The sequence below is a fragment of the Mesorhizobium sp. M2A.F.Ca.ET.043.05.1.1 genome (assembly GCF_003952445.1).
GTDB lineage: Bacteria > Pseudomonadota > Alphaproteobacteria > Rhizobiales > Rhizobiaceae > Mesorhizobium.
Genome location: NZ_CP034446.1, coordinates 1,272,334 through 1,289,534, shown reverse-complemented (window position 1 = coordinate 1,289,534; position 17,201 = coordinate 1,272,334). Strand labels below are relative to the sequence as shown.

Here is a 17,201-nt window from a genome sequence, read left to right as displayed (position 1 = left end):
TCTATTTGCCGCAGTAATTGTCGTTGACGTTCTGTTGTGAGTTGGCGTCCGGCCCCGGCGTGATGTCCGCGCACGGCCCTATGGCTCCAGTGCTGTTGCCGGAGGTGCTCAGCCCTGAGCCTCCATCGATGCTGCCGGTCCTATAGGGGTCTACTTGCTCGCTCGCGGCGGGACGATGGTCGCGGTGCCACCACCACCAGTCATCTGATGACTGCGCCATGGCCGCGCCACCCATGGCCAGCACCAGCGCCGAAGCTGCGATAAGTCTTGTAAGCATCGGATTTCTCCATTCTGTCGATCGCAAAAAATGTGGGGCCGAAGCCCCACAGCGATACGACCGAAACCCTGCGACGGGGCCTAAAGTTCCACTAGAAATTGCGGGTAGGACGGAATGTCCGACACTTTTATGTGACGTTTCGTGAACGCCCGTGGGCTGCAGCGCGGGGCGTTAGGGCGTTTCACCGTTTCACGGAAACGGCGAAGCGTCCTATCTCTTTGTTTTTGACGCAATTCCGGACGGAAAACCGCTCACACTTTTCCTGGAATTGTTCTGGCCGAAATCATCTCGCGTTGGCGAAACCACGCGCGGCGACACGTTGGATGAAGGCCACGACCCGTTCGGGTTCCACGAATTGCGGCATGTGGCCGAGGCCTTCGATCCGTTCAAAGTCGAGGCCGCTGATCTTGTCCAGCATCGGTTCGCCATGAACGGCCTCGCCGATCACACGATCGCCGGTACCGAACAGAATGCCAGCCGGCATCGCTATGTCGCTGTAACGCCGTTCGATTTGGCCAAGGTCCCGTTCCACGGCCACGATATCGGTGGATGTGGCGAAATAGTGGGACGGGCGCAACCCGAGCCATCCGCCGCCGGCGATCATGTAGTCCGCGGGAACCGCTTGCGGCGCAAAGATGAATCTCAGCGTCGGCTGCGCGTAACGCAGGCTAAGCGGGATCGCCGCCGTATAGGCCAGGACCCGGCGCAGCAGCGGCGATGGAACATAGAGCAGGTCGAACCGCCGACCTATCCTCGCTTCGAGATGCGTTAGCGGCGACAGCAGCGCGATGCCGGAAATCGCCGTCGGATGCTCGGTGGCGAGCGCAAGCGCGACGGCGCCGCCCAGCGAATGGCCGACGATCAAAGGTCGTTCCAGCCGCAGTTGCTCGATGAAGCGCCGCACGATGTCCGCCTGTTCGGGCAACCGGCCGGTCGCGCTCCTTGCCCGAACCGAATAACCCGAGCCCGGCCGGTCGAGCGCGATCAGGCGGTAGCCGGTGCCGAAGCGTCCGAACAGCGTATGGCGGAAATGGTGAAGTTGGGCGCCCAACCCATGGAGGAAAACGATCGGCCTGCCCTCGCCTTCTTCCACATAATGAATGCGGTTGCCGTCGATCTCGATGAACTTTCCGCACGCCGGCACCAGCCTTTCAGCCTTCGCCCCGATCCGCCATGTCGCGAGCATCAGGGCAAGCGAGACAAGGGCGGCCGCGGCGAGCAAGCCCGCGAGCAGCCACAGGACAATCGATATCAGCATGGTTTCATCCGCTCTCGACCGACCGCACCATATCCGCAACGGCCGCCGCCACAAGCGCATCAGGCTTTCGCATTGCGGCCGGCCTCAGGGCACGTTATCTCAGGCGAGCTTTTGCGCCGGAGTCCGCCATGCCTGAAATCGTCACCGCCGCCATGCTCGTCATCGGCGACGAAATCCTCTCCGGCCGCACCAAGGACAAGAATATCGGCCATCTCGCCGACATCATGACGGCGATCGGCATCGACCTGAAGGAGGTGCGCATCGTCCCCGACGAGGAGGACGAGATTGTCGCGGCGGTGAATGCCGTGCGCGCCCGTTATACCTACGTCTTCACCACCGGCGGCATCGGCCCCACGCATGACGACATCACCGCCGACTCGATCGCCAAGGCTTTCGGCGTGCCCTGCGAGTATGACGCCAAGGCTTACGCCTTGCTCGAGGCGAGCTATGCCGGGCGCGGTATCGAATTCACCGAAGCGCGCAAGCGCATGGCCCGCATGCCGCGCGGCGCCGACCATATCGACAATCCCGTCTCCGTCGCGCCGGGCTTCCGCATCGGCAACGTCCATGTCATGGCGGGCGTGCCGTCGATCTTCCAGGCCATGCTCGACAATGTCGTGCCGACGCTCAGGGCCGGCACCAAAATGCTGTCGGCCACGGTGCACTGCCCCTTCGGCGAGGGCCTGATCGGCGGGCCGCTGGCCGATATCCAGAAGGCGCATCCCGACACCATCATCGGCTCCTATCCCAAATATGGCGACGGCAAGTTCTGGACCGAGCTCGTCGTGCGAGCCCGCAGCGAGGAAGCGCTCGAGGCCGCGCGCAAGGATGTCGAGGCGATGGTGGCGGGCTTCGCCAAGGCGGGCTGACCGGCCTTCGGCTGGAACCAGTCAACGCGCTGGGGCGTTCCCTTGCTGCGCCCACGCGTAGCGCAAACAATTGAGGGACCGGCCATGCGCTTCAAGACAATCGTCGCCATTTTGCAGAACGAGCAGGACGCCGAGCGCGTTCTCGATTACGCCCTTCCGCTTGCCGAAAGGTTCGAGAGCCATCTCGTCGGCATCCATGCCGAGGCATTGCCCGTTCCCTACACGTCGGCCACAGGCTTTCCGGACACCGAATTCCTGCAGGTCTCGGCCGAGATGAACAAGGAGCGCGCCGGCAAGCTGCGGGCCTATTTCCTGAAGCGGATCGAGGAATCCGGCCTGTCCTTCGAATGGCGAAGCCTGGAAAGCTTCTCCGGCGACAGCGCGCTGACTGGCATAACGAGCGTGCGCGCCGCCGATCTGATCATCGCAGCGCAGCGCGATACCGGCGGCGACCCGAGCGCCGATGTCGACACGCTGGTTTACGACGCCGGCCGGCCGGTGCTGGTCGTGCCCCATGCCGGGCCGCTGGTCACCACCTTCAGGCGCGTGCTGCTTGCCTGGAACGGCAGCAAGGAAGCGGCCCGCGCCGCTTTCGATGCCCTGCCCTTCATCGCCGAGGCCGACAAGACGGACATTCTCGTCATCGACCCGCCGGAGACGCTCGATGAATCTCCAGAAGCCGCCGGCGCCGAGATCGCCGCTGCGCTGTCGCGTCACGGCGCCAATGTCAGCGTCTGCGTGCAGAAATCCGGCGGCACTTCGGTCGATGACATGATTCAGGCCAGGATCGCCGAATCCGGCGCCGATCTTCTGGTGCTCGGCGCCTACAGTCACTCCTGGTTGCGCCAGCTTCTGTTCGGCGGTGTCACCCGCACGGTGCTGCGCACGACGAATGTCGCGGCTTTCCTGTCGCGTTGAGCATCCCTCGGAAGCGGGGGCATGGTTCAGGGCGACGCTGCGCAAGTCAGACCAGCGCCGCTTGAACCCGTTTGAGCGCGGCGCGCCTTAAGTCCACAGCCGTTGCCGGCCCCTGCTCTTGCCAAGCCTGGCGCTTTCCGGCTAATTCCGCCTGCATTCCAGTGTTTCTGCGCGCCACGGCGCGCCTTGCGGAGTGCGTGAGCCATGTCCCTTCCCGAAAAAGCCTTTCCCGTCTCCTGGGACCAGTTCCACCGCGACGCCCGCGCGCTTTCCTGGCGGCTTTCCGGCGCCAGCAAGGGCCAATGGAAAGCGATCGTCTGCATCACGCGCGGCGGCCTGGTGCCCGCGGCGATCATCGCGCGCGAGCTCGGCATCCGCATCATCGAGACGGTGTGCGTCGCCTCCTACCATGACTACACCAGCCAGGGTCAGCTTCAGGTTCTCAAGGAGATTTCGCCGCCGCTGCTTGCCGACGACGGCGCCGGCGTGCTGATCATCGACGACCTGACCGATACCGGCAAGACGGCCGGCATCGTGCGCGCCATGATGCCGAAGGCGCATTTCGCGACCGTCTATGCCAAGCCGAAGGGCCGCCCGCTGGTCGATACATTCGTCACCGAGGTCAGCCAGGACACCTGGATCTACTTTCCCTGGGACATGGGCTTCACATACCAGAAGCCGATCGCGGACGATCATGTCGGCTGAACGGCCGTCATATTTTCCAGAGAATCTGCCTCAAAGGAGCGGCGTGTAGTCGAACCATGAGCATGTCTACTTTGTAAGATTGACCTTTTCTGGTGGCATTTTCCCACGGAGTGAAGTTTTTTACTTTTAAAGCTCATAATCCGCCGTAAGATTCGTGAGGTGGCAAACGATTCTGGAGGCGGGGCAGCTTCTTCCGATGTTGACGAGGCCGACGACGCACAACCAGATGGCCGAAAGAGTCCGGCGGCTCTTCGGCAAGGCGCCTTGTCGCCTCCAGGTTGCCGCTCTGCCCTGGCGTGAAGGCGAAGACGGCGTCGAGATCATGCTGATCACCAGCCGCGACACCGGGCGCTGGGTGCTCCCCAAGGGCTGGCCGGAAGCCAGGGAACCGCTTTGCAAGGCGGCCGCCCGTGAAGCAGGCGAGGAAGCCGGCTTGCGCGGCACGATCTCGCATCTTGAAGCCGGCCGTTATTTCTATGCCAAGGTCCTCGCCTCCGGCGAGGAAGTGCCCTGCGAAGTCCTGGTCTTTCCGCTGCATGTCGACCGCATCGCGGACCGCTGGAAAGAGAAGCGAGCCCGGACGCGCAAATGGGTTGGCGCCATCGAAGCAGTCCAAATGGTCCATGAACCGGACCTTTGCCAGATCATTGCCGGTTTTTGCGCCGCGCCGCACAGCTTCATCTGATCGTCAGACGCGACCGAAATCATCGGAACTCAGCCGGGTCCAGCGATCGCCCATCAATCCGCCGACAAAGATGTCGCCGGCGCGGACCGCTTCCGCGACCTCGGCGATGCGTGAGCGCACCATAGTGCCGCCGGCATAGCGGAAGAAGAGACGGTTGTAGCCGAAGAGGTGCGGCAGGAACCTGCTTTGTGTCTGCCCGGTTATGCCCACGCAGCCCATCTCCCGCGCAGCCGCGACAAGGCCGTCCAGCGTCGCGCCCCAGTGGGGTCCGGGCGCTTGGATCTGCAACAGGTTCGCGATGCCGCCAGCCTGCCCGTAGAAGGCATGGCAACCGACCATCTTGCCTGCTTCGTCGTAAGTCCCGCCGAAATGAAGTGGCCCGTCCGCCCGCTTTTCGGCCGCCAGCGCGAGCAGCCGCGGCAGTTCGCCGTCCTTCCAGCTCGGTCGAAGAGCATAATCGGACATCAGCCCCGGCAGCCGCTCCGCAAACCGCGCGGCATCGATCCGCTCATGGTGGATCCGTCGCGATGACGAAGGCTGGACCGGTGGCTCGAGCCGTCTTCCTGCGAGAGCATCGAACGCCCGCCCGCAGGGGCCGACCGCCAGCCGAGCCAGCCCGGGCCATTTACGCTGCAGCAAGGCGGCGGCCATGGCGCCCGGCTGAAAAACACAGGTCCATTCCAGACAATGCACCGGCAAGAGCTGATACTTCATCGGACGCGCGAAGGCCAAGGATGTCCGGTTGGCCGAATCGGTCAGATACAGATCGAACTCGCCCTGATGCAGGGCACGCAGCAATTGCGGCCCGGCCCAACCATGATCGATGCTGGAGTCTGTCATGAACGGACCGATGATTGCGGCGTTCAATGCCGTTCCATTGAGCTCATAGCGGGCTTTCAGAACGCCCATGAACCCGCCGACGCCGCCCTGCGGGTTTATCTGGACAAGTGCCTTGTTCTCACCGCCGTCAAGATAGAGCTTTCTCATATAGTCCGCCGTCTGCGCGATCGCGTGATCGCGAAGGCGGCGACGGCGGAACTTCGTCAGGAAGAGTGCGGCGACGCGATCGAGATCCTCGGCGGCGAGCGGCCGTACCGAGCCATGGTCGGGCACCGACGGCGCCGGCGTCTTTCTCGACCCCCCATTTGCGGAGACCAAATTCATCATAAATGCCTATGCAAGGTCCTCTGTCGGCGGGTGAGACCCTACAATTTCCAAAGAAATCTCCTTCCGACCGGCATGCCTGTAGAATCTCCAGGAGACCTGCGCATGCCACATCCGACTTGCCTTTCTGAAGGTATACGCCGACAACTGTTTAAAACAATGTATATCGCATAGCGTTGCTGATGAAATGACTCAAACTTTAAGTATATGGAGACGAATTTAGACACCGCATTACCTCACTCAAGCCGCATGACGAGAGCGCGGTTGCAGACCTTGGATTGATCTGCGCTGCCGTGGGGAGCCGGACAACCGACGGCCCGGCCGGAGCCGGGCCGTCCCTTCCTCAGGCGACGAGGCCTTTGGTCAGTTCGAGCGCCTGCCGCTCGAACAGCCGCCGGTAGATGCCGCCATTGAGGCGGATCAGGTCGTCATGCGAACCCTCTTCGGCGATACGGCCTCGATCGAACACCAGCAGGCGGTCGAGCGCCCGCACCGTCGAGAGCCGGTGCGCGATGACAAGGGTCGTGCGCCCCACCATCAGCCGCTCCATCGCCCTCTGGATCAGCACTTCGGATTCCGAATCCAGGCTCGATGTCGCCTCGTCCAGGATCAGGATGCGCGCATCCGCCAGGAAGGCTCGCGCGATCGCCACGCGCTGCCGCTCACCGCCGGAAAGCTTCACACCGCGCTCGCCGACCAGGGTTCCGTAGCCCTTGGGCAGGTTGGTGATGAAATCATGCGCGCTGGCGAGTTTCGCCGCATGCTCGATCTCGGCCTGGCTGGCGCCGGGCCTGGCATAGGCGATGTTCTCGGCAAGCGAGCGGTGGAACAGGATCGGCTCCTGCTGGACGATGGCGATCTGGCTGCGCAGCGACGCCTGCTCGACCTGCGAGATGTCCTGCCCGTCAACCAGGATCCGCCCGGCATCCACGTCATAGAGCCGTTGGATCAGCTTGACGAAGGTCGTCTTGCCCGAGCCTGAATGCCCGACCAGTCCAATGCGCTCGCCAGCGGCGATGTCGACCGAGAAATCGCGGTAGAGCGGCAGAAGATGGTTGCCGTAGTGGAACGTCACCTTGTCGAAGGCGACGCGCCCATCGGTGATCCGGATAGGCCGAGCTCCGGGCCGGTCCTCGATGCCGAGCGGCTCGGACTGGAAGTCGACCAGTTCCTCCATGTCGTTGACCGAGCGTTGCAGGTTGCGGATATGCGTGCCGATGTCGCGCAGATAACCCTGCAGCACGAAGAACGAGGTCAGCACGAAGGCGACGTCGCCGGCGCTCGCCTGGCCCCACGCCCACAAGATGAGGGCAAGGCCGATGACTGCCGCCCGCATGACCAGCAGCAGCGCTCCTTGCGTGGTGCCGTTGGCGGTGCCGCGCATCCAGGTGCGGCCGGTGCGCAGCCGCCATTTGGCGACCACGCGCGCCAGCCGCGCTTCCTCGCGAGCCTCCGCGCCAAAGCCTTTGACGACCGTATTGCAGCTCACCGCGTCCGCCAGCGCGCCGCCCAGCCGCGTGTCCCAGCTGTTGGCGAGCCGCGCGGCTGGCGCGACATAGCCGAGCGACAGCATCGCCGTGACGGCGATGAACAGCACCGAGCCGGCCGCCACGACAGCTCCCATCAGAGGCCAGAACCAGCCGAGCAGCAGCGTCGATCCGACGAGCATGACGACCGATGGCAGCAGCGCGATCAGGATCGTGTCGTTGAGCAGGTCCAGCGCCCACATGCCGCGCGTGATCTTGCGCACCGTCGATCCGGCAAAGCTGTTGGCGTGCCAGTCCGTCGAGAACCGCTGCACCCGATGGAAGGCGTCGGCGGCAATGTCCGACATCATCTTCAGCGTCAGCTCGACGATCCACAGGAAGGCGACATTGCGCAACACGACGCCTGCCAGCGCCAGCGCCATCAGGATCGAGAACGCCGTCATCGCCGCGTTCCAGGCGACTTCATCGGTCCCGGCGCCGCTTGCGACCGCGTCGACCAGGCGGCCGGAATAAAAGGGCGTCAGCACATCGGCCAGCGTCGAGAGCAGGAATGCGCCCATGATGAGCGAAAGCCGCCACGGCTGGCGCCGCCAGTGGCTGAACGTGAAGCCGAGCACGCTGCGAAAGGCGCCGGCGCGCAGATCGATCTTGAAACGAGCCATGATGTCATCCGGGCGCAAACGAGCCCGGTCCTGGTAAAAATCAAATTGGAAAACCCGCATCCGCGCCCTGCGGCGCCCAAAAGAGCGGGAGGTTCAGTATGGTAGGCCGCCTGCCCTGAGGCGGCGACCGGCAGTGGCCAATGCCAGTCCTGCGTCCGGCTCTCCGAAAAACCTTCGGAAAGCCCGAGCAGACCTAGGCTTCGCGGCCTCGCATAACGATGTCAAATCCTGCCATACGGTCCTCCCGGAAGGGAATCGCGGAGAGGTTCTTATAGGGAGGCATCGGCCGATCGCCAAGTCGGCTTGCCGCCAAAACGACATCTGGTCCAAGCACTGAGACGAATTTGCAACAACGGCAGGTTGCGCGGGCTGGTGCATGCCGCGCAGAAACGGCTGAACGGTTTCAGCCCGACGCGCTTGAAGCCGTCGGCTTGCCCACTTTGCGATCCAGCCGCATGTAGCGTCCGTCCGTCGACGCCTTGAATCCGAACTTCTCGTAGAGGCTGTGAGCGTCGTCGGTCGAGAGGCTCCAATGCGTCACCGTGCTGACTTCGGGATGATCGATCAGCGCCTGGACGAGCCGCTTGCCGATCCCCCGCCCGCGATGCTGCGGCCAGATGATGACGTCGGCGACATAGGCAAAGACAGTGTAGTCGGTGATCGCGCGGGCGAAGCCGACCTGCTCGCCATCGAGATAGGCGCCGGCGCAGAGCGAGTTGTCGAAGGCGCGGCGGTGGGCTTCGTCGGTCCGCGACGCGCCCCAATAGCTTTGCATGAGCTGATCGGACGTTGCCCGGAAATCGATCCGCGACAGGTCGAAGCTGATTTCTATGTCTTGCATGCGCTGTGCTGCCGCGATCTCGCCGGGGATCAACCGCGATCCCGGAACCGGTTGGTGATTGGATAGCGGCGGTCGCGGCCGAAATTCTTCCGCGTGATCTTCACGCCGGGCGCCGCCTGCCGGCGCTTGTATTCGGCGATGTAGAGCAGGTGCTCGACACGGGTCACCGTTGCCCGGTCATGGCCGCGCGCGACGATGTCGTCGACGCTCATCTCGTTCTCGACCAGGCATTCGAGGATGTCGTCCAGCACTGGATAGGGCGGCAGCGAATCCTGGTCGGTCTGGTTCTCGCGCAGCTCCGCCGACGGCGCCTTGTCGATGATATTCTTCGGAATGACCTCGCCGGAAGGACCGAGCGCGCCCGGCGGCACATGGGAATTGCGCCAGCGCGACAGCGCGTAGACCTGCATCTTGTAGAGATCCTTGATCGGATTGAAGCCGCCATTCATGTCGCCGTAAAGCGTGGCGTAGCCGACCGACATCTCGCTCTTGTTGCCGGTGGTGACCACCATCGAGCCGAACTTGTTCGAGATCGCCATCAGGATGGTGCCGCGCGCGCGGCTCTGCAAATTCTCCTCGGTGATGCCTTCCTGGGTGCCCTCGAAGAGCTGCGTCAGCGCATGCTTGAAGCCTTCGACCGGCTCGGAGATCGGCACGATGTCATAACGACAACCGAGCGCGCGCGCGCAGTCTTCCGCGTCCTTCAGCGAATCTTTCGAAGTATAGCGGTAGGGCATCATCACGGTGCGCAGCCGCTCCTCGCCCAGCGCATCGACGGCCAAGGCCGCGCAGATCGCCGAGTCGATGCCGCCGGAGAGGCCGAGCACGACGTTCTTGAAGCCATTCTTGTTGACGTAGTCGCGCAGGCCGAGCATGCAGGCCCGGTAGTCGGCCTCTTCCCGCTCGGGGACCTTCGACATCGGGCCTTCCGAACAGACCCAGCTATCGGAATTATTTCCATTTTGCGCGCCTGCGGCGACGCGGCTTCTTTTCCAGGTGGTGACGTCGAGCGCCTCCTCGAACTGGCTCATCTGGAAGGCAAGCGTGTTGTCGGCCCCGATCGCGAAGGAAGCCCCGTCGAAGATCAGCTCGTCCTGGCCGCCAAGCTGGTTGGCGTAGATGATCGGCAAGCCGGTTTCGATGACCTGGCGGATGACGACCTGGTGGCGCACATCGATCTTGGCGCGGTAATAGGGCGAGCCGTTCGGCACCAGCAGGATCTCGGCGCCGCTTTCGGCCAGCGTCTCACAGACCGCTATGTCGCCCCAGATGTCCTCGCAGATCGGGATGCCGATGCGCACGCCGCGGAAGTTCACCGGCCCCTGCAGTTCCGGTCCGGCCTGGAAGACGCGCTTCTCGTCGAACTCGCCGTAGTTGGGCAGATCGAGCTTGTAGCGCTCGGCGATGATCTTGCCACCGTCGGCGACGACGATGGAGTTATGCGTGCCGGTCTTGCGCTTCAGCGGCGTGCCGATAATGACGCCGGGTCCGCCATCGGCGGTGTCCTGCGCGAAATCCTCGGCCGCCTTCTCGCAGGCCTTGAGGAAGGAAGGCTTCAGCACCAGGTCTTCCGGCGGATAACCGGCGAGGAAGAGCTCGGTGTAGAGCACCAGGTCGGCGCCCTGTCGCGCCGCGTCCGCCCTCGCCTCACGCGCTTTTGCCAGATTGCCGGCGACGTCGCCGACAGTCGGGTTCAGCTGGGCGACGGCGATGCGCAGGATATCGGGAGCGGTCTTGGTCATGGAATGGATGTAGCGTGGCAGAAATCGCCCGGCAATGGCGATCGCTTGTGCCAATTAGAACTGATCGACGGATGTCGATCGTATCCGGATCGATCGACGCCGGCCGGTCGTATCCTGATCGCCTAATCGCCCATATATTCGCGCAGCGCCTCCGCCGAGCGGTTCTCGCCGATCGACATCGCCAGGATGCGCGAGATGTGGCGACGCGGCAGGCCGGTCTCGGCCGACCATTGGTTGATCTGCGCCTGGATTTTTTCGAGGTCCCGCTTCGAGGTTGGGTTCTCGGCTATGTCGAGACCGGCATCGCGCAACGCCGCCGCCATGTCGGCGGAAACGACGAACGTGTCCCATTCCAGCCAGCGCAGGAAATACTGACCCGTGTTGCCGCCGAGCCGGCTGCCATGCTTGGCCAGATAGGCGGTCAGGCCGATCTGATCGTCGGCTGGCCAAGAAGCAATGAACTTGCCGAAGCTGCCATGCTCCTTCGAGACGCGGCCAACGAAGGCGGCGTTGTCGCGCACCGACCTGATCTTCTGCGGGTTGCGCACGATGCGGCTGTCGGATGCCAACTCGTGCCAGAAATCGTCCGGCTGGAACAGAAGCCGCTTCGGCTCGAAGCCGAGAAACGCTTCCTCGAAACCCGGCCATTTCTGCTCGATGACCCGCCATACGAAGCCGGCGGCGAAGATCCGCTCGGCCATGGTGGAGAGAATGCGATCGTCGGGGACTTTCGCCACCGCCTTGTTGTCGGGCGCAGGGCCAAGCAGCGGCGCCAGCACCGCCTCTCCGCCCTTGCGCTTTGCCGCCCGTACATGGATTTTCTGGAAATCGAGCATCTTTGCCCTCGCCTGTTCGCCGCAATCTAGCACTTCACGTGCGGCCCGGCAGCCTCTACGTCTATCGATGCCCGGGCGAAGGAGAAGGCAGATGAACAAGATCGTCGAGGACATGGCGAACCGCTTGCTCAAGCGCAAACCGGACGGCTTTGGTCCGCTCGAGAGTCGCGTGCTTCAATCGACGCTCGAGCGCACCACCATCACACGCGACACCAACAAGGCCGTTGCCTTCCACGAGACCTATGGCGACCGCGTCGCCGACACGATCGCCAGGATCGGCGGCTCATGGTCCTTCATCCTGACCTTCCTGGCCTTTCTTGCGCTTTGGACCCTCGGCAACGCCTGGCTGCTGACCCGCGACGCCTTCGATCCCTACCCCTTCATCTTCCTCAACCTTGTGCTGTCGATGCTGGCGGCGATCCAGGCGCCGGTGATCATGATGTCGCAGAACCGCCAGACCGAGCGCGACCGCATCGACGCGGCGCATGACTACGAGGTCAATCTGAAGGCCGAGATCGAGATCATGGCCCTGCATGAAAAGCTCGACGAGCTGCGCCACAGCGAGATCATCGGCTTGCGGGACGAGATCCTGCGCATGGCTGAACAGATCAGGCGCATCGACGAGAAACTGTCGGCGCGGCCCATCACAGAATGAACGGGACCATCCATCATCTCATCGAGCAATACGGGCTGATCGCGGTCTTCCTGGGCTGCGTCGCCGAAGGCGAAAGTGCCGCGATCCTTGGCGGTTTCTTCGCTCATCAGCACGTCTTCGTGCTGTGGCAGACTTTTGTGGCCGCCTTCCTCGGCGCCTTCGCCGGCGACACGTTCTTCTTCACCCTCGGCCGCAGCTTCGCCGAGCATCGCTATGTGAGGAGGTTGCGCAGGCGGCCGGGCTTCAGCCGCGCCTACCGGCTGCTCAACACCCATCCCAACATCTTCGTGCTGACCAACCGCTACATCTACGGCATGCGGCTGGTCGGCGGTATCGCCGCAGGTCTGTCGACCGTGCCCATGGCGCGATTCGTCATCCTGAATGCCATCTCTTCCGCCGTCTGGGCGGCCCTGTTCAGCGCTATCGGCTATGTCTTCGGCCTAGGCGCGGAGCGCATGGTGGGCCAGGCGTTCGAGCGGCATGAGCGCCTGCTCATTGCCCTTGGCGTCGGCGTCGGCGTCGCGATCATTGCCTGGCTGGTCGGCCATCATTTTGCCGGACGCGAACGCGCCAAGGAAGATCGGGCAGGATCCTGATCCGCCAGGATCAGATCGGCGCGCCGGTGAGGCGCTCGATCAAGGCGATTCCCCAGACGCCGCCGGCGATCACGATCGAAATCAGCACCGCCAGTGACCCGCAATCCTTGGCGAGCTGGATTTCGATGTGGAATTCGCGCGAGATCGCGTCGCAGGCCGCCTCGATGCCGGTGTTGAGCACTTCGACCATGATCAACAGCAGAACCGCGCCGATCAAAAGGGCATAACCGCGCCAGGAGACCGAAATGAACCAGCCGGCCGGCAGCGCCAGCGCGAGCAACAGCAGCTCCTGCTGGAATGCCTTTTCGTGAGCGGCCAACTTGCGGAAGGCCCGAACCGAATTGATGAAAGCGTCAATCAGCCGCTGCATGCCCAGCCCCGTTTCGAGTCACGGTGAGGGGATATCGCAACGGCGGGATCAAGGGAATAAGGCAGCCGCCCCAAAATTCATCCGTCGGCGACCTTTATCGACGGCGTCGATTTCTCGAACTGCGGCAGCCCATCCTCGATCGAATAGTAATCGCCTTTGTCGCCGACGAAGATGTGGCTTTCCGCCGTGAGGCCGCTCGGCCTCTCGAAGGACCCGGCCATGATGGAAATCGTATCCAGTTCATTGTGCTTCCAGAAGAGCAGCGAGCCGCAGGTCCGGCAGAAGCCGCGTTTCGCCACATCGGAAGCACCGTACCAGTTGAGCGCTTCGGACCCTTCTATGACGATATCGGCATCCCTGGAGGCGGTAGCCGCGACGAAATGGCCGGTCTGCCGGCGACATTGCGAGCAGTGGCAATAGACGACGCCGCGCAACGGGCCACTCGTCCTGAAACGCACCGCCCCGCACAGGCATGATCCGCTGTGGTTGTCGTCCATTTCCGGCCTCCTTCGACCATCCTCTGATCCATTGCCGGCCAGAATTTCAGGTTTGAAATGGCTGGGCGCAGGCAAATGCGACACCGAAGCGACGCGTTTCAAAAGCTGCGCCTCACACGACCCTACATCCTGAGGTAGCAGAGACATCGAGGAAATGCAGGCCATTAAGGAAACTTTAGCGCAACTGCATCTATGTTTCCTGCAAGCGAAGGTCGTGTTGGGGACGCGCCGTCGCACGCAATTCCGATTCAAATCCCCAAGTTAGCGACTCCCGGCGGTGGCAGGTCTCCGGTCGCACTGAAGGGGCAGTGAAACTGAACATGCAGCCGGCAGCCGTTCCGACCGACAGGAATACCGACATCGCCAGCACCGTCGTGGCGACGATGCGGCAGCTCGGCGTGCTTGGCCTGCCCCGCAACTATGAAATCTTCTACGAGGCGCTCAGCGGCAGCAATCACGAACTCAGCCTTGCCGTCGTCTCGTTGAGCAACCGACCGACCCAGGAGGACCTCGACGGCATCGGGCGCACCTTCTTCCCCCAGCATCACGGACCGGCCATCGTCGAGCATGCCCGCGAGATGGTCGCCAAGGAGCTCGAGGACATCGCCGCGCTGTTGCGCAGCGAGCGCTCGCATATCGAGAAATACGGCCGTCTCCTCGACGAAACCTCGAGCGGCCTGAGCAATCGCAGCTTGCTTTCGCAGGAACTCCTGCAGAAGATCGCCAGCGCAATGTCGGCCGCCACCAGCTCGACGATCGATCATGGCCGCCAGATCGCCAGCACGCTCAGCGAAAAGACGGCCGAGCTTGAAAGCGTCAAGTCGAAGCTCGAGGAATATAAGCGGCTTGCCGACACCGATCCGCTGACGCAGCTGTGGAACCGACGCGCCTTCGACAAGGAGATCACCCGGATCTACAACAGCAATCGCGGCATCCTGTTCAACGCCTTGATCCTTGCCGATATCGATCATTTCAAGGACATAAACGATCGTTACGGCCATCCGGTCGGCGACAGGATCCTGCAGATCATCGCCGAGATCTTCCAGTCCAGCGTGCGTTCTGACATGTTCGTCGCGCGCACCGGCGGCGAGGAATTCGCCTTTATTGTCGAAGGCGCCAGCGAGGATGCCACCTACGAGATCGCCGAGCGCATCCGCGCGCTGATCGAGCAGACCCCATTCACCAGCAGCCAGACCGGCATGAATTACGGCACCGTCACCGTATCGCTGGGCATCTGCATGGCCTCGGAGGCGGAAAATCCCGAGGATCTCTACACCAAGGCGGACCGGGCGCTTTACCGCTCCAAGGTCGGCGGCCGCAACCGCGTGACAAGGCACTCGGCCACGGCCGGCCGGGCCGGCAAAGGCTGGCTGCTTTACAAGAAAGACTGACATCACCCTTTCCAGAAGAATTTTTGTGGACTATATTTTCCACAGAAATGAAGGGGTGCGCTTATGCAACGTCCAGTCGCGGCCGCGACGGCGGCCGAAAACGCCGTCATCACCAAGGCCACGCTGCGCGCGGCCGACCTGCTCGACATCACCGCCAGGACGCTCGCTTTGGTGATCGGCGTGTCGGAGGCAACGGTCTCGCGCATGCGCAAACAGGAGTTCCTGCTCGAACGCGGCACCAAGCCCTTCGAGCTGGCGGTGCTGTTCGTGCGCCTGTTCCGCTCGCTCGACGCCATCGTCGGCGGCGACGAGACTGTGGCGCGGGCATGGCTGAGGAACCCCAACATCACGCTCGACGGCACGCCGCTCGAGAAAATCCTGACCATTGCCGGACTTGTCGATGTCATTGCCTATCTGGACTCCCGGCGCGCTCTCGTCTGAGGCCGTCAGGCTCGAAGGCAAATACTGGCGCATGGTGGAGGCGCAGCACCGCGTGTCGACCCTCAAGCTGGTCGACACGCTCGACGAGCAGTCGCTGCTCGAGGACCTCGTCGAGGACACCAAGCCACATATCCCGCTGGAATGCCGCCACCTCCACTATCTGCTGGCGACGCCTTTCCGCTACGGCTCCGTCTATCCATACGGCTCGCGCTTCCGTCGCGCGGGCAAGACGAAAGGCGTCTACTACGCGGCCGAGACAGTGCTGACGGCGGTGGCAGAGATGGCCTTCTACCGCTTGCTGTTCTTTGCGGAGTCGCCGGCGACGCCATGGCCGAACGATGCGGCGGAATACACTGCCTTCGCCGCCGCGATCAAATGCGGGCGCGCGATCGACCTGACGCGGCCGCCGCTCGATCGGGATGAGAAGGCCTGGACGCTGCCCACCGATTACACCGCCTGTCAGGCGATCGCCGATGTCGCGCGCGAAGCCGAGATGCAGGCGATCCGCTATCGCTCGGTGCGCGATCCCAAGGGCGCCAACATCGCTTTGTTGACGTGCAAGGGCTTTGCCAAGGCCAGGCCGCTGGAGCCGCAGACCTGGCGTATCCGGATCGGCTCTTTCGGCCTGCAGGCGATCTGCGAGTTCCCCGACAAGCGGCTGGAATTCTCACGCACCGCTTTTGCCGATCCGCGACTCGCCGGCATGCGGTGGGAACGCGGCCATTGAGTTCGGAAAACTCTCTCGAGATTCAGGACGGGCCGGCAGTTAGCTATGCCAGTATATTGACCGCCCGCGCCGCCACCAGCGCGATCGTCAAGAGCGAGATCATCGCTTCGGCCATCATCAGGAGCTTTGCACGCTGCGTGAGCGGCAAGGTGTCGGTCGGCGAGAAGGCGGTGGCGTTGGTGAAAGCCAGGAAGAAATAGTCCACAAAGCCCGGCAGCCAGCCTTGTATCTCGCGATCTGGCAGCGTCATCTGCGGGAACAGGAAGTCGGCCTGCGCGCGCTCGACCAGGCCACAGGTCGGCGGCCCGCCCCTATCCGTGCTCCAGAACCATAGAGCAAAGACGATCACATTGGTGACCCAGATGTTGAGGGCATCGACAAGCAGCGTGGTGCCGGCGCCGGCGCGCCCTTCAAGCAGCGCACGCACCAGGAAGACCAGCGATCCGCAATTCATGATGCTGATGACGCCGGTCATCACCAATGCCGTGCGGCGGATGTAGAGGCGCAATTGGCCGATCGCGTACCAATGCTCGTGGTCGACCGCCTTCTGGGTCCGCATCTGCGTCCAGGCTGTCGCCACCGACAAGGGCACCAGCAGCGCCGCCTCGACGGTCGGGGCCAGCCAGCGCGGACCGAAGGACAGGTTGTTGATGACCAAAAGCTGAAGGCAGATGACGACGAGAACCGCCGCGCGCGCCGACCAGAAGTCGAGCCCGCGATGATGGATGACGGCGTGCTGGTGACGCATGGAGACACCCCGTATGGCTAGGACCGCGGCGCCTTGGGAGGCGACCGGCTCAACCAACATTCAGCCGGCCACGGTTCCGCCCGAAGCGCCGGCGACGGGTTCCATCGCGATCTTGGTTTTACAATGTTGCGGCAGCATACATTTTCGTAAGCTTTTGCTATCGGACTGTTCAGAAATCCGCCGGTGTGATTTTAGGCCCGCATGTCGAGAACCAGCGAATCCGTTGATCTTTGGCCGCTGGCAGCCGCCGCGGAAGGCAATGCGCCTTCGATCTGGAACGGACTGATCCGGCATCCATGGCGATTGCTGGCGCTTTTGTGCCTCACGCAGAT

At 63.1% G+C, this 17,201-nt stretch carries 19 protein-coding genes; 9 read left to right on the top strand and 10 right to left on the bottom strand.

Annotated features, from left to right (window positions below; genetic code table 11):
* Position 1: 1 nt before the first annotated feature.
* Positions 2 to 277 (bottom strand): hypothetical protein, encoded by a 276-nt coding sequence (locus EJ069_RS06080; protein ID WP_126060539.1) that lies wholly within the window; start codon positions 275 to 277, stop codon positions 2 to 4.
* Between the two features lie 283 nt (positions 278 to 560).
* Positions 561 to 1,535 carry an alpha/beta fold hydrolase gene (locus tag EJ069_RS06075; RefSeq protein ID WP_126060538.1) on the bottom strand — a complete coding sequence of 325 codons (975 nt, stop codon included), beginning with the start codon at positions 1,533 to 1,535 and terminating at the stop codon, positions 561 to 563.
* A gap of 128 nt (positions 1,536 to 1,663) precedes the next feature.
* Here EJ069_RS06075 and EJ069_RS06070 point away from each other — a divergent pair, with 128 nt between their 5' ends.
* The 4 genes from EJ069_RS06070 to EJ069_RS06055 all read left to right on the top strand — a co-directional run bounded on the left by EJ069_RS06070 (position 1,664) and on the right by EJ069_RS06055 (position 4,712).
* Positions 1,664 to 2,404 (top strand): competence/damage-inducible protein A, encoded by a 741-nt coding sequence (locus tag EJ069_RS06070; RefSeq protein WP_126060537.1) that lies wholly within the window; start codon positions 1,664 to 1,666, stop codon positions 2,402 to 2,404.
* Positions 2,405 to 2,488: 84 nt separating this feature from the next.
* A complete protein-coding gene (locus tag EJ069_RS06065) occupies positions 2,489 to 3,322 on the top strand; it encodes a universal stress protein (RefSeq protein ID WP_126060536.1) in 834 nt (277 codons plus the stop codon).
* A gap of 204 nt (positions 3,323 to 3,526) precedes the next feature.
* Positions 3,527 to 4,027 carry a xanthine phosphoribosyltransferase gene (gpt, locus tag EJ069_RS06060; RefSeq protein WP_126060535.1) on the top strand — a complete coding sequence of 167 codons (501 nt, stop codon included), beginning with the start codon at positions 3,527 to 3,529 and terminating at the stop codon, positions 4,025 to 4,027.
* A gap of 196 nt (positions 4,028 to 4,223) precedes the next feature.
* On the top strand, positions 4,224 to 4,712 hold the full coding sequence (locus EJ069_RS06055; RefSeq protein ID WP_126060534.1) for an NUDIX hydrolase: 489 nt from the start codon (positions 4,224 to 4,226) through the stop codon (positions 4,710 to 4,712).
* Positions 4,713 to 4,715: 3 nt separating this feature from the next.
* Here EJ069_RS06055 and EJ069_RS06050 read toward each other — a convergent pair whose 3' ends face one another.
* The 5 genes from EJ069_RS06050 to EJ069_RS06030 all read right to left on the bottom strand — a co-directional run bounded on the left by EJ069_RS06050 (position 4,716) and on the right by EJ069_RS06030 (position 11,444).
* Positions 4,716 to 5,699: a hypothetical protein gene (locus EJ069_RS06050; RefSeq protein ID WP_245456446.1), complete on the bottom strand. Its 984-nt coding sequence runs from the start codon at positions 5,697 to 5,699 to the stop codon at positions 4,716 to 4,718.
* A 520-nt stretch (positions 5,700 to 6,219) separates the two neighbouring features.
* Positions 6,220 to 8,025, bottom strand: a complete 1,806-nt coding sequence (locus EJ069_RS06045; RefSeq protein WP_126060532.1) for an ABC transporter ATP-binding protein — start codon at positions 8,023 to 8,025, stop codon at positions 6,220 to 6,222.
* Between the two features lie 403 nt (positions 8,026 to 8,428).
* Positions 8,429 to 8,866 (bottom strand): GNAT family N-acetyltransferase, encoded by a 438-nt coding sequence (locus EJ069_RS06040; protein ID WP_126060531.1) that lies wholly within the window; start codon positions 8,864 to 8,866, stop codon positions 8,429 to 8,431.
* A gap of 29 nt (positions 8,867 to 8,895) precedes the next feature.
* The gene (locus EJ069_RS06035) at positions 8,896 to 10,608 is read right to left on the bottom strand and encodes an NAD+ synthase (RefSeq protein ID WP_126060530.1); all 1,713 of its coding nucleotides are present in this window, start codon (positions 10,606 to 10,608) and stop codon (positions 8,896 to 8,898) included.
* Positions 10,609 to 10,730: 122 nt separating this feature from the next.
* Positions 10,731 to 11,444 (bottom strand): DNA-3-methyladenine glycosylase I, encoded by a 714-nt coding sequence (locus tag EJ069_RS06030; RefSeq protein ID WP_126060529.1) that lies wholly within the window; start codon positions 11,442 to 11,444, stop codon positions 10,731 to 10,733.
* A gap of 91 nt (positions 11,445 to 11,535) precedes the next feature.
* Here EJ069_RS06030 and EJ069_RS06025 point away from each other — a divergent pair, with 91 nt between their 5' ends.
* Together EJ069_RS06025 and EJ069_RS06020 are read left to right on the top strand one after the other, a co-directional pair.
* Entirely contained in the window at positions 11,536 to 12,099 is a 564-nt protein-coding gene (locus EJ069_RS06025) for a DUF1003 domain-containing protein (RefSeq protein ID WP_126060528.1), read from the top strand.
* Positions 12,096 to 12,695, top strand: coding sequence for a DedA family protein (locus tag EJ069_RS06020; protein WP_126060527.1), 600 nt, complete (start codon positions 12,096 to 12,098; stop codon positions 12,693 to 12,695). The genes EJ069_RS06025 and EJ069_RS06020 overlap by 4 nt, the downstream gene beginning before the upstream one ends.
* 10 nt (positions 12,696 to 12,705) lie before the next feature.
* On the opposite strand, the gene EJ069_RS06015 is transcribed toward EJ069_RS06020, so the two are convergent.
* Positions 12,706 to 13,065 (bottom strand): diacylglycerol kinase, encoded by a 360-nt coding sequence (locus EJ069_RS06015; protein WP_126060526.1) that lies wholly within the window; start codon positions 13,063 to 13,065, stop codon positions 12,706 to 12,708.
* 77 nt (positions 13,066 to 13,142) lie between these two features.
* Positions 13,143 to 13,562, bottom strand: coding sequence for a GFA family protein (locus EJ069_RS06010; protein WP_126060525.1), 420 nt, complete (start codon positions 13,560 to 13,562; stop codon positions 13,143 to 13,145).
* Positions 13,563 to 13,882: 320 nt separating this feature from the next.
* On the opposite strand from EJ069_RS06010, the gene EJ069_RS06005 reads away from it, so the two are divergent.
* The 3 genes from EJ069_RS06005 (at position 13,883) to EJ069_RS05995 (ending at position 16,121) form a co-directional block, all read left to right on the top strand.
* A complete protein-coding gene (locus EJ069_RS06005) occupies positions 13,883 to 14,953 on the top strand; it encodes a GGDEF domain-containing protein (protein WP_126064636.1) in 1,071 nt (356 codons plus the stop codon).
* Between the two features lie 63 nt (positions 14,954 to 15,016).
* Entirely contained in the window at positions 15,017 to 15,394 is a 378-nt protein-coding gene (locus EJ069_RS06000) for an antitoxin Xre/MbcA/ParS toxin-binding domain-containing protein (protein WP_126060524.1), read from the top strand.
* Complete coding sequence (locus EJ069_RS05995; protein WP_126060523.1) at positions 15,354 to 16,121, top strand: RES family NAD+ phosphorylase; 768 nt, start codon at positions 15,354 to 15,356, stop codon at positions 16,119 to 16,121. The genes EJ069_RS06000 and EJ069_RS05995 overlap by 41 nt, the downstream gene beginning before the upstream one ends.
* 43 nt (positions 16,122 to 16,164) lie before the next feature.
* Here EJ069_RS05995 and EJ069_RS05990 read toward each other — a convergent pair whose 3' ends face one another.
* A complete protein-coding gene (locus tag EJ069_RS05990) occupies positions 16,165 to 16,869 on the bottom strand; it encodes a hypothetical protein (RefSeq protein ID WP_126060522.1) in 705 nt (234 codons plus the stop codon).
* Between the last annotated feature and the right edge of the window lie 332 nt (positions 16,870 to 17,201).

What these genes read in the sequence shown, in the direction of transcription:
- EJ069_RS06080 (WP_126060539.1), bottom strand. Translation starts at nt 277, where the DNA reads ATGCTTACAAGACTTATCGCAGCTTCGGCGCTGGTGCTGGCCATGGGT.
- EJ069_RS06030 (WP_126060529.1), bottom strand. Translation starts at nt 11,444, where the DNA reads ATGCTCGATTTCCAGAAAATCCATGTACGGGCGGCAAAGCGCAAGGGC.
- EJ069_RS06025 (WP_126060528.1), top strand. Translation starts at nt 11,536, where the DNA reads ATGAACAAGATCGTCGAGGACATGGCGAACCGCTTGCTCAAGCGCAAA.
- EJ069_RS06050 (WP_245456446.1), bottom strand. Translation starts at nt 5,699, where the DNA reads ATGAGAAAGCTCTATCTTGACGGCGGTGAGAACAAGGCACTTGTCCAG.
- EJ069_RS06040 (WP_126060531.1), bottom strand. Translation starts at nt 8,866, where the DNA reads ATGCAAGACATAGAAATCAGCTTCGACCTGTCGCGGATCGATTTCCGG.
- EJ069_RS06045 (WP_126060532.1), bottom strand. Translation starts at nt 8,025, where the DNA reads ATGGCTCGTTTCAAGATCGATCTGCGCGCCGGCGCCTTTCGCAGCGTG.
- EJ069_RS06000 (WP_126060524.1), top strand. Translation starts at nt 15,017, where the DNA reads ATGCAACGTCCAGTCGCGGCCGCGACGGCGGCCGAAAACGCCGTCATC.
- EJ069_RS06065 (WP_126060536.1), top strand. Translation starts at nt 2,489, where the DNA reads ATGCGCTTCAAGACAATCGTCGCCATTTTGCAGAACGAGCAGGACGCC.
- EJ069_RS05990 (WP_126060522.1), bottom strand. Translation starts at nt 16,869, where the DNA reads ATGCGTCACCAGCACGCCGTCATCCATCATCGCGGGCTCGACTTCTGG.
- gpt (WP_126060535.1), top strand. Translation starts at nt 3,527, where the DNA reads ATGTCCCTTCCCGAAAAAGCCTTTCCCGTCTCCTGGGACCAGTTCCAC.
- EJ069_RS06070 (WP_126060537.1), top strand. Translation starts at nt 1,664, where the DNA reads ATGCCTGAAATCGTCACCGCCGCCATGCTCGTCATCGGCGACGAAATC.
- EJ069_RS06035 (WP_126060530.1), bottom strand. Translation starts at nt 10,608, where the DNA reads ATGACCAAGACCGCTCCCGATATCCTGCGCATCGCCGTCGCCCAGCTG.
- EJ069_RS06020 (WP_126060527.1), top strand. Translation starts at nt 12,096, where the DNA reads ATGAACGGGACCATCCATCATCTCATCGAGCAATACGGGCTGATCGCG.
- EJ069_RS05995 (WP_126060523.1), top strand. Translation starts at nt 15,354, where the DNA reads ATGTCATTGCCTATCTGGACTCCCGGCGCGCTCTCGTCTGAGGCCGTC.
- EJ069_RS06015 (WP_126060526.1), bottom strand. Translation starts at nt 13,065, where the DNA reads ATGCAGCGGCTGATTGACGCTTTCATCAATTCGGTTCGGGCCTTCCGC.
- EJ069_RS06010 (WP_126060525.1), bottom strand. Translation starts at nt 13,562, where the DNA reads ATGGACGACAACCACAGCGGATCATGCCTGTGCGGGGCGGTGCGTTTC.
- EJ069_RS06075 (WP_126060538.1), bottom strand. Translation starts at nt 1,535, where the DNA reads ATGCTGATATCGATTGTCCTGTGGCTGCTCGCGGGCTTGCTCGCCGCG.
- EJ069_RS06005 (WP_126064636.1), top strand. Translation starts at nt 13,883, where the DNA reads ATGCAGCCGGCAGCCGTTCCGACCGACAGGAATACCGACATCGCCAGC.
- EJ069_RS06055 (WP_126060534.1), top strand. Translation starts at nt 4,224, where the DNA reads ATGTTGACGAGGCCGACGACGCACAACCAGATGGCCGAAAGAGTCCGG.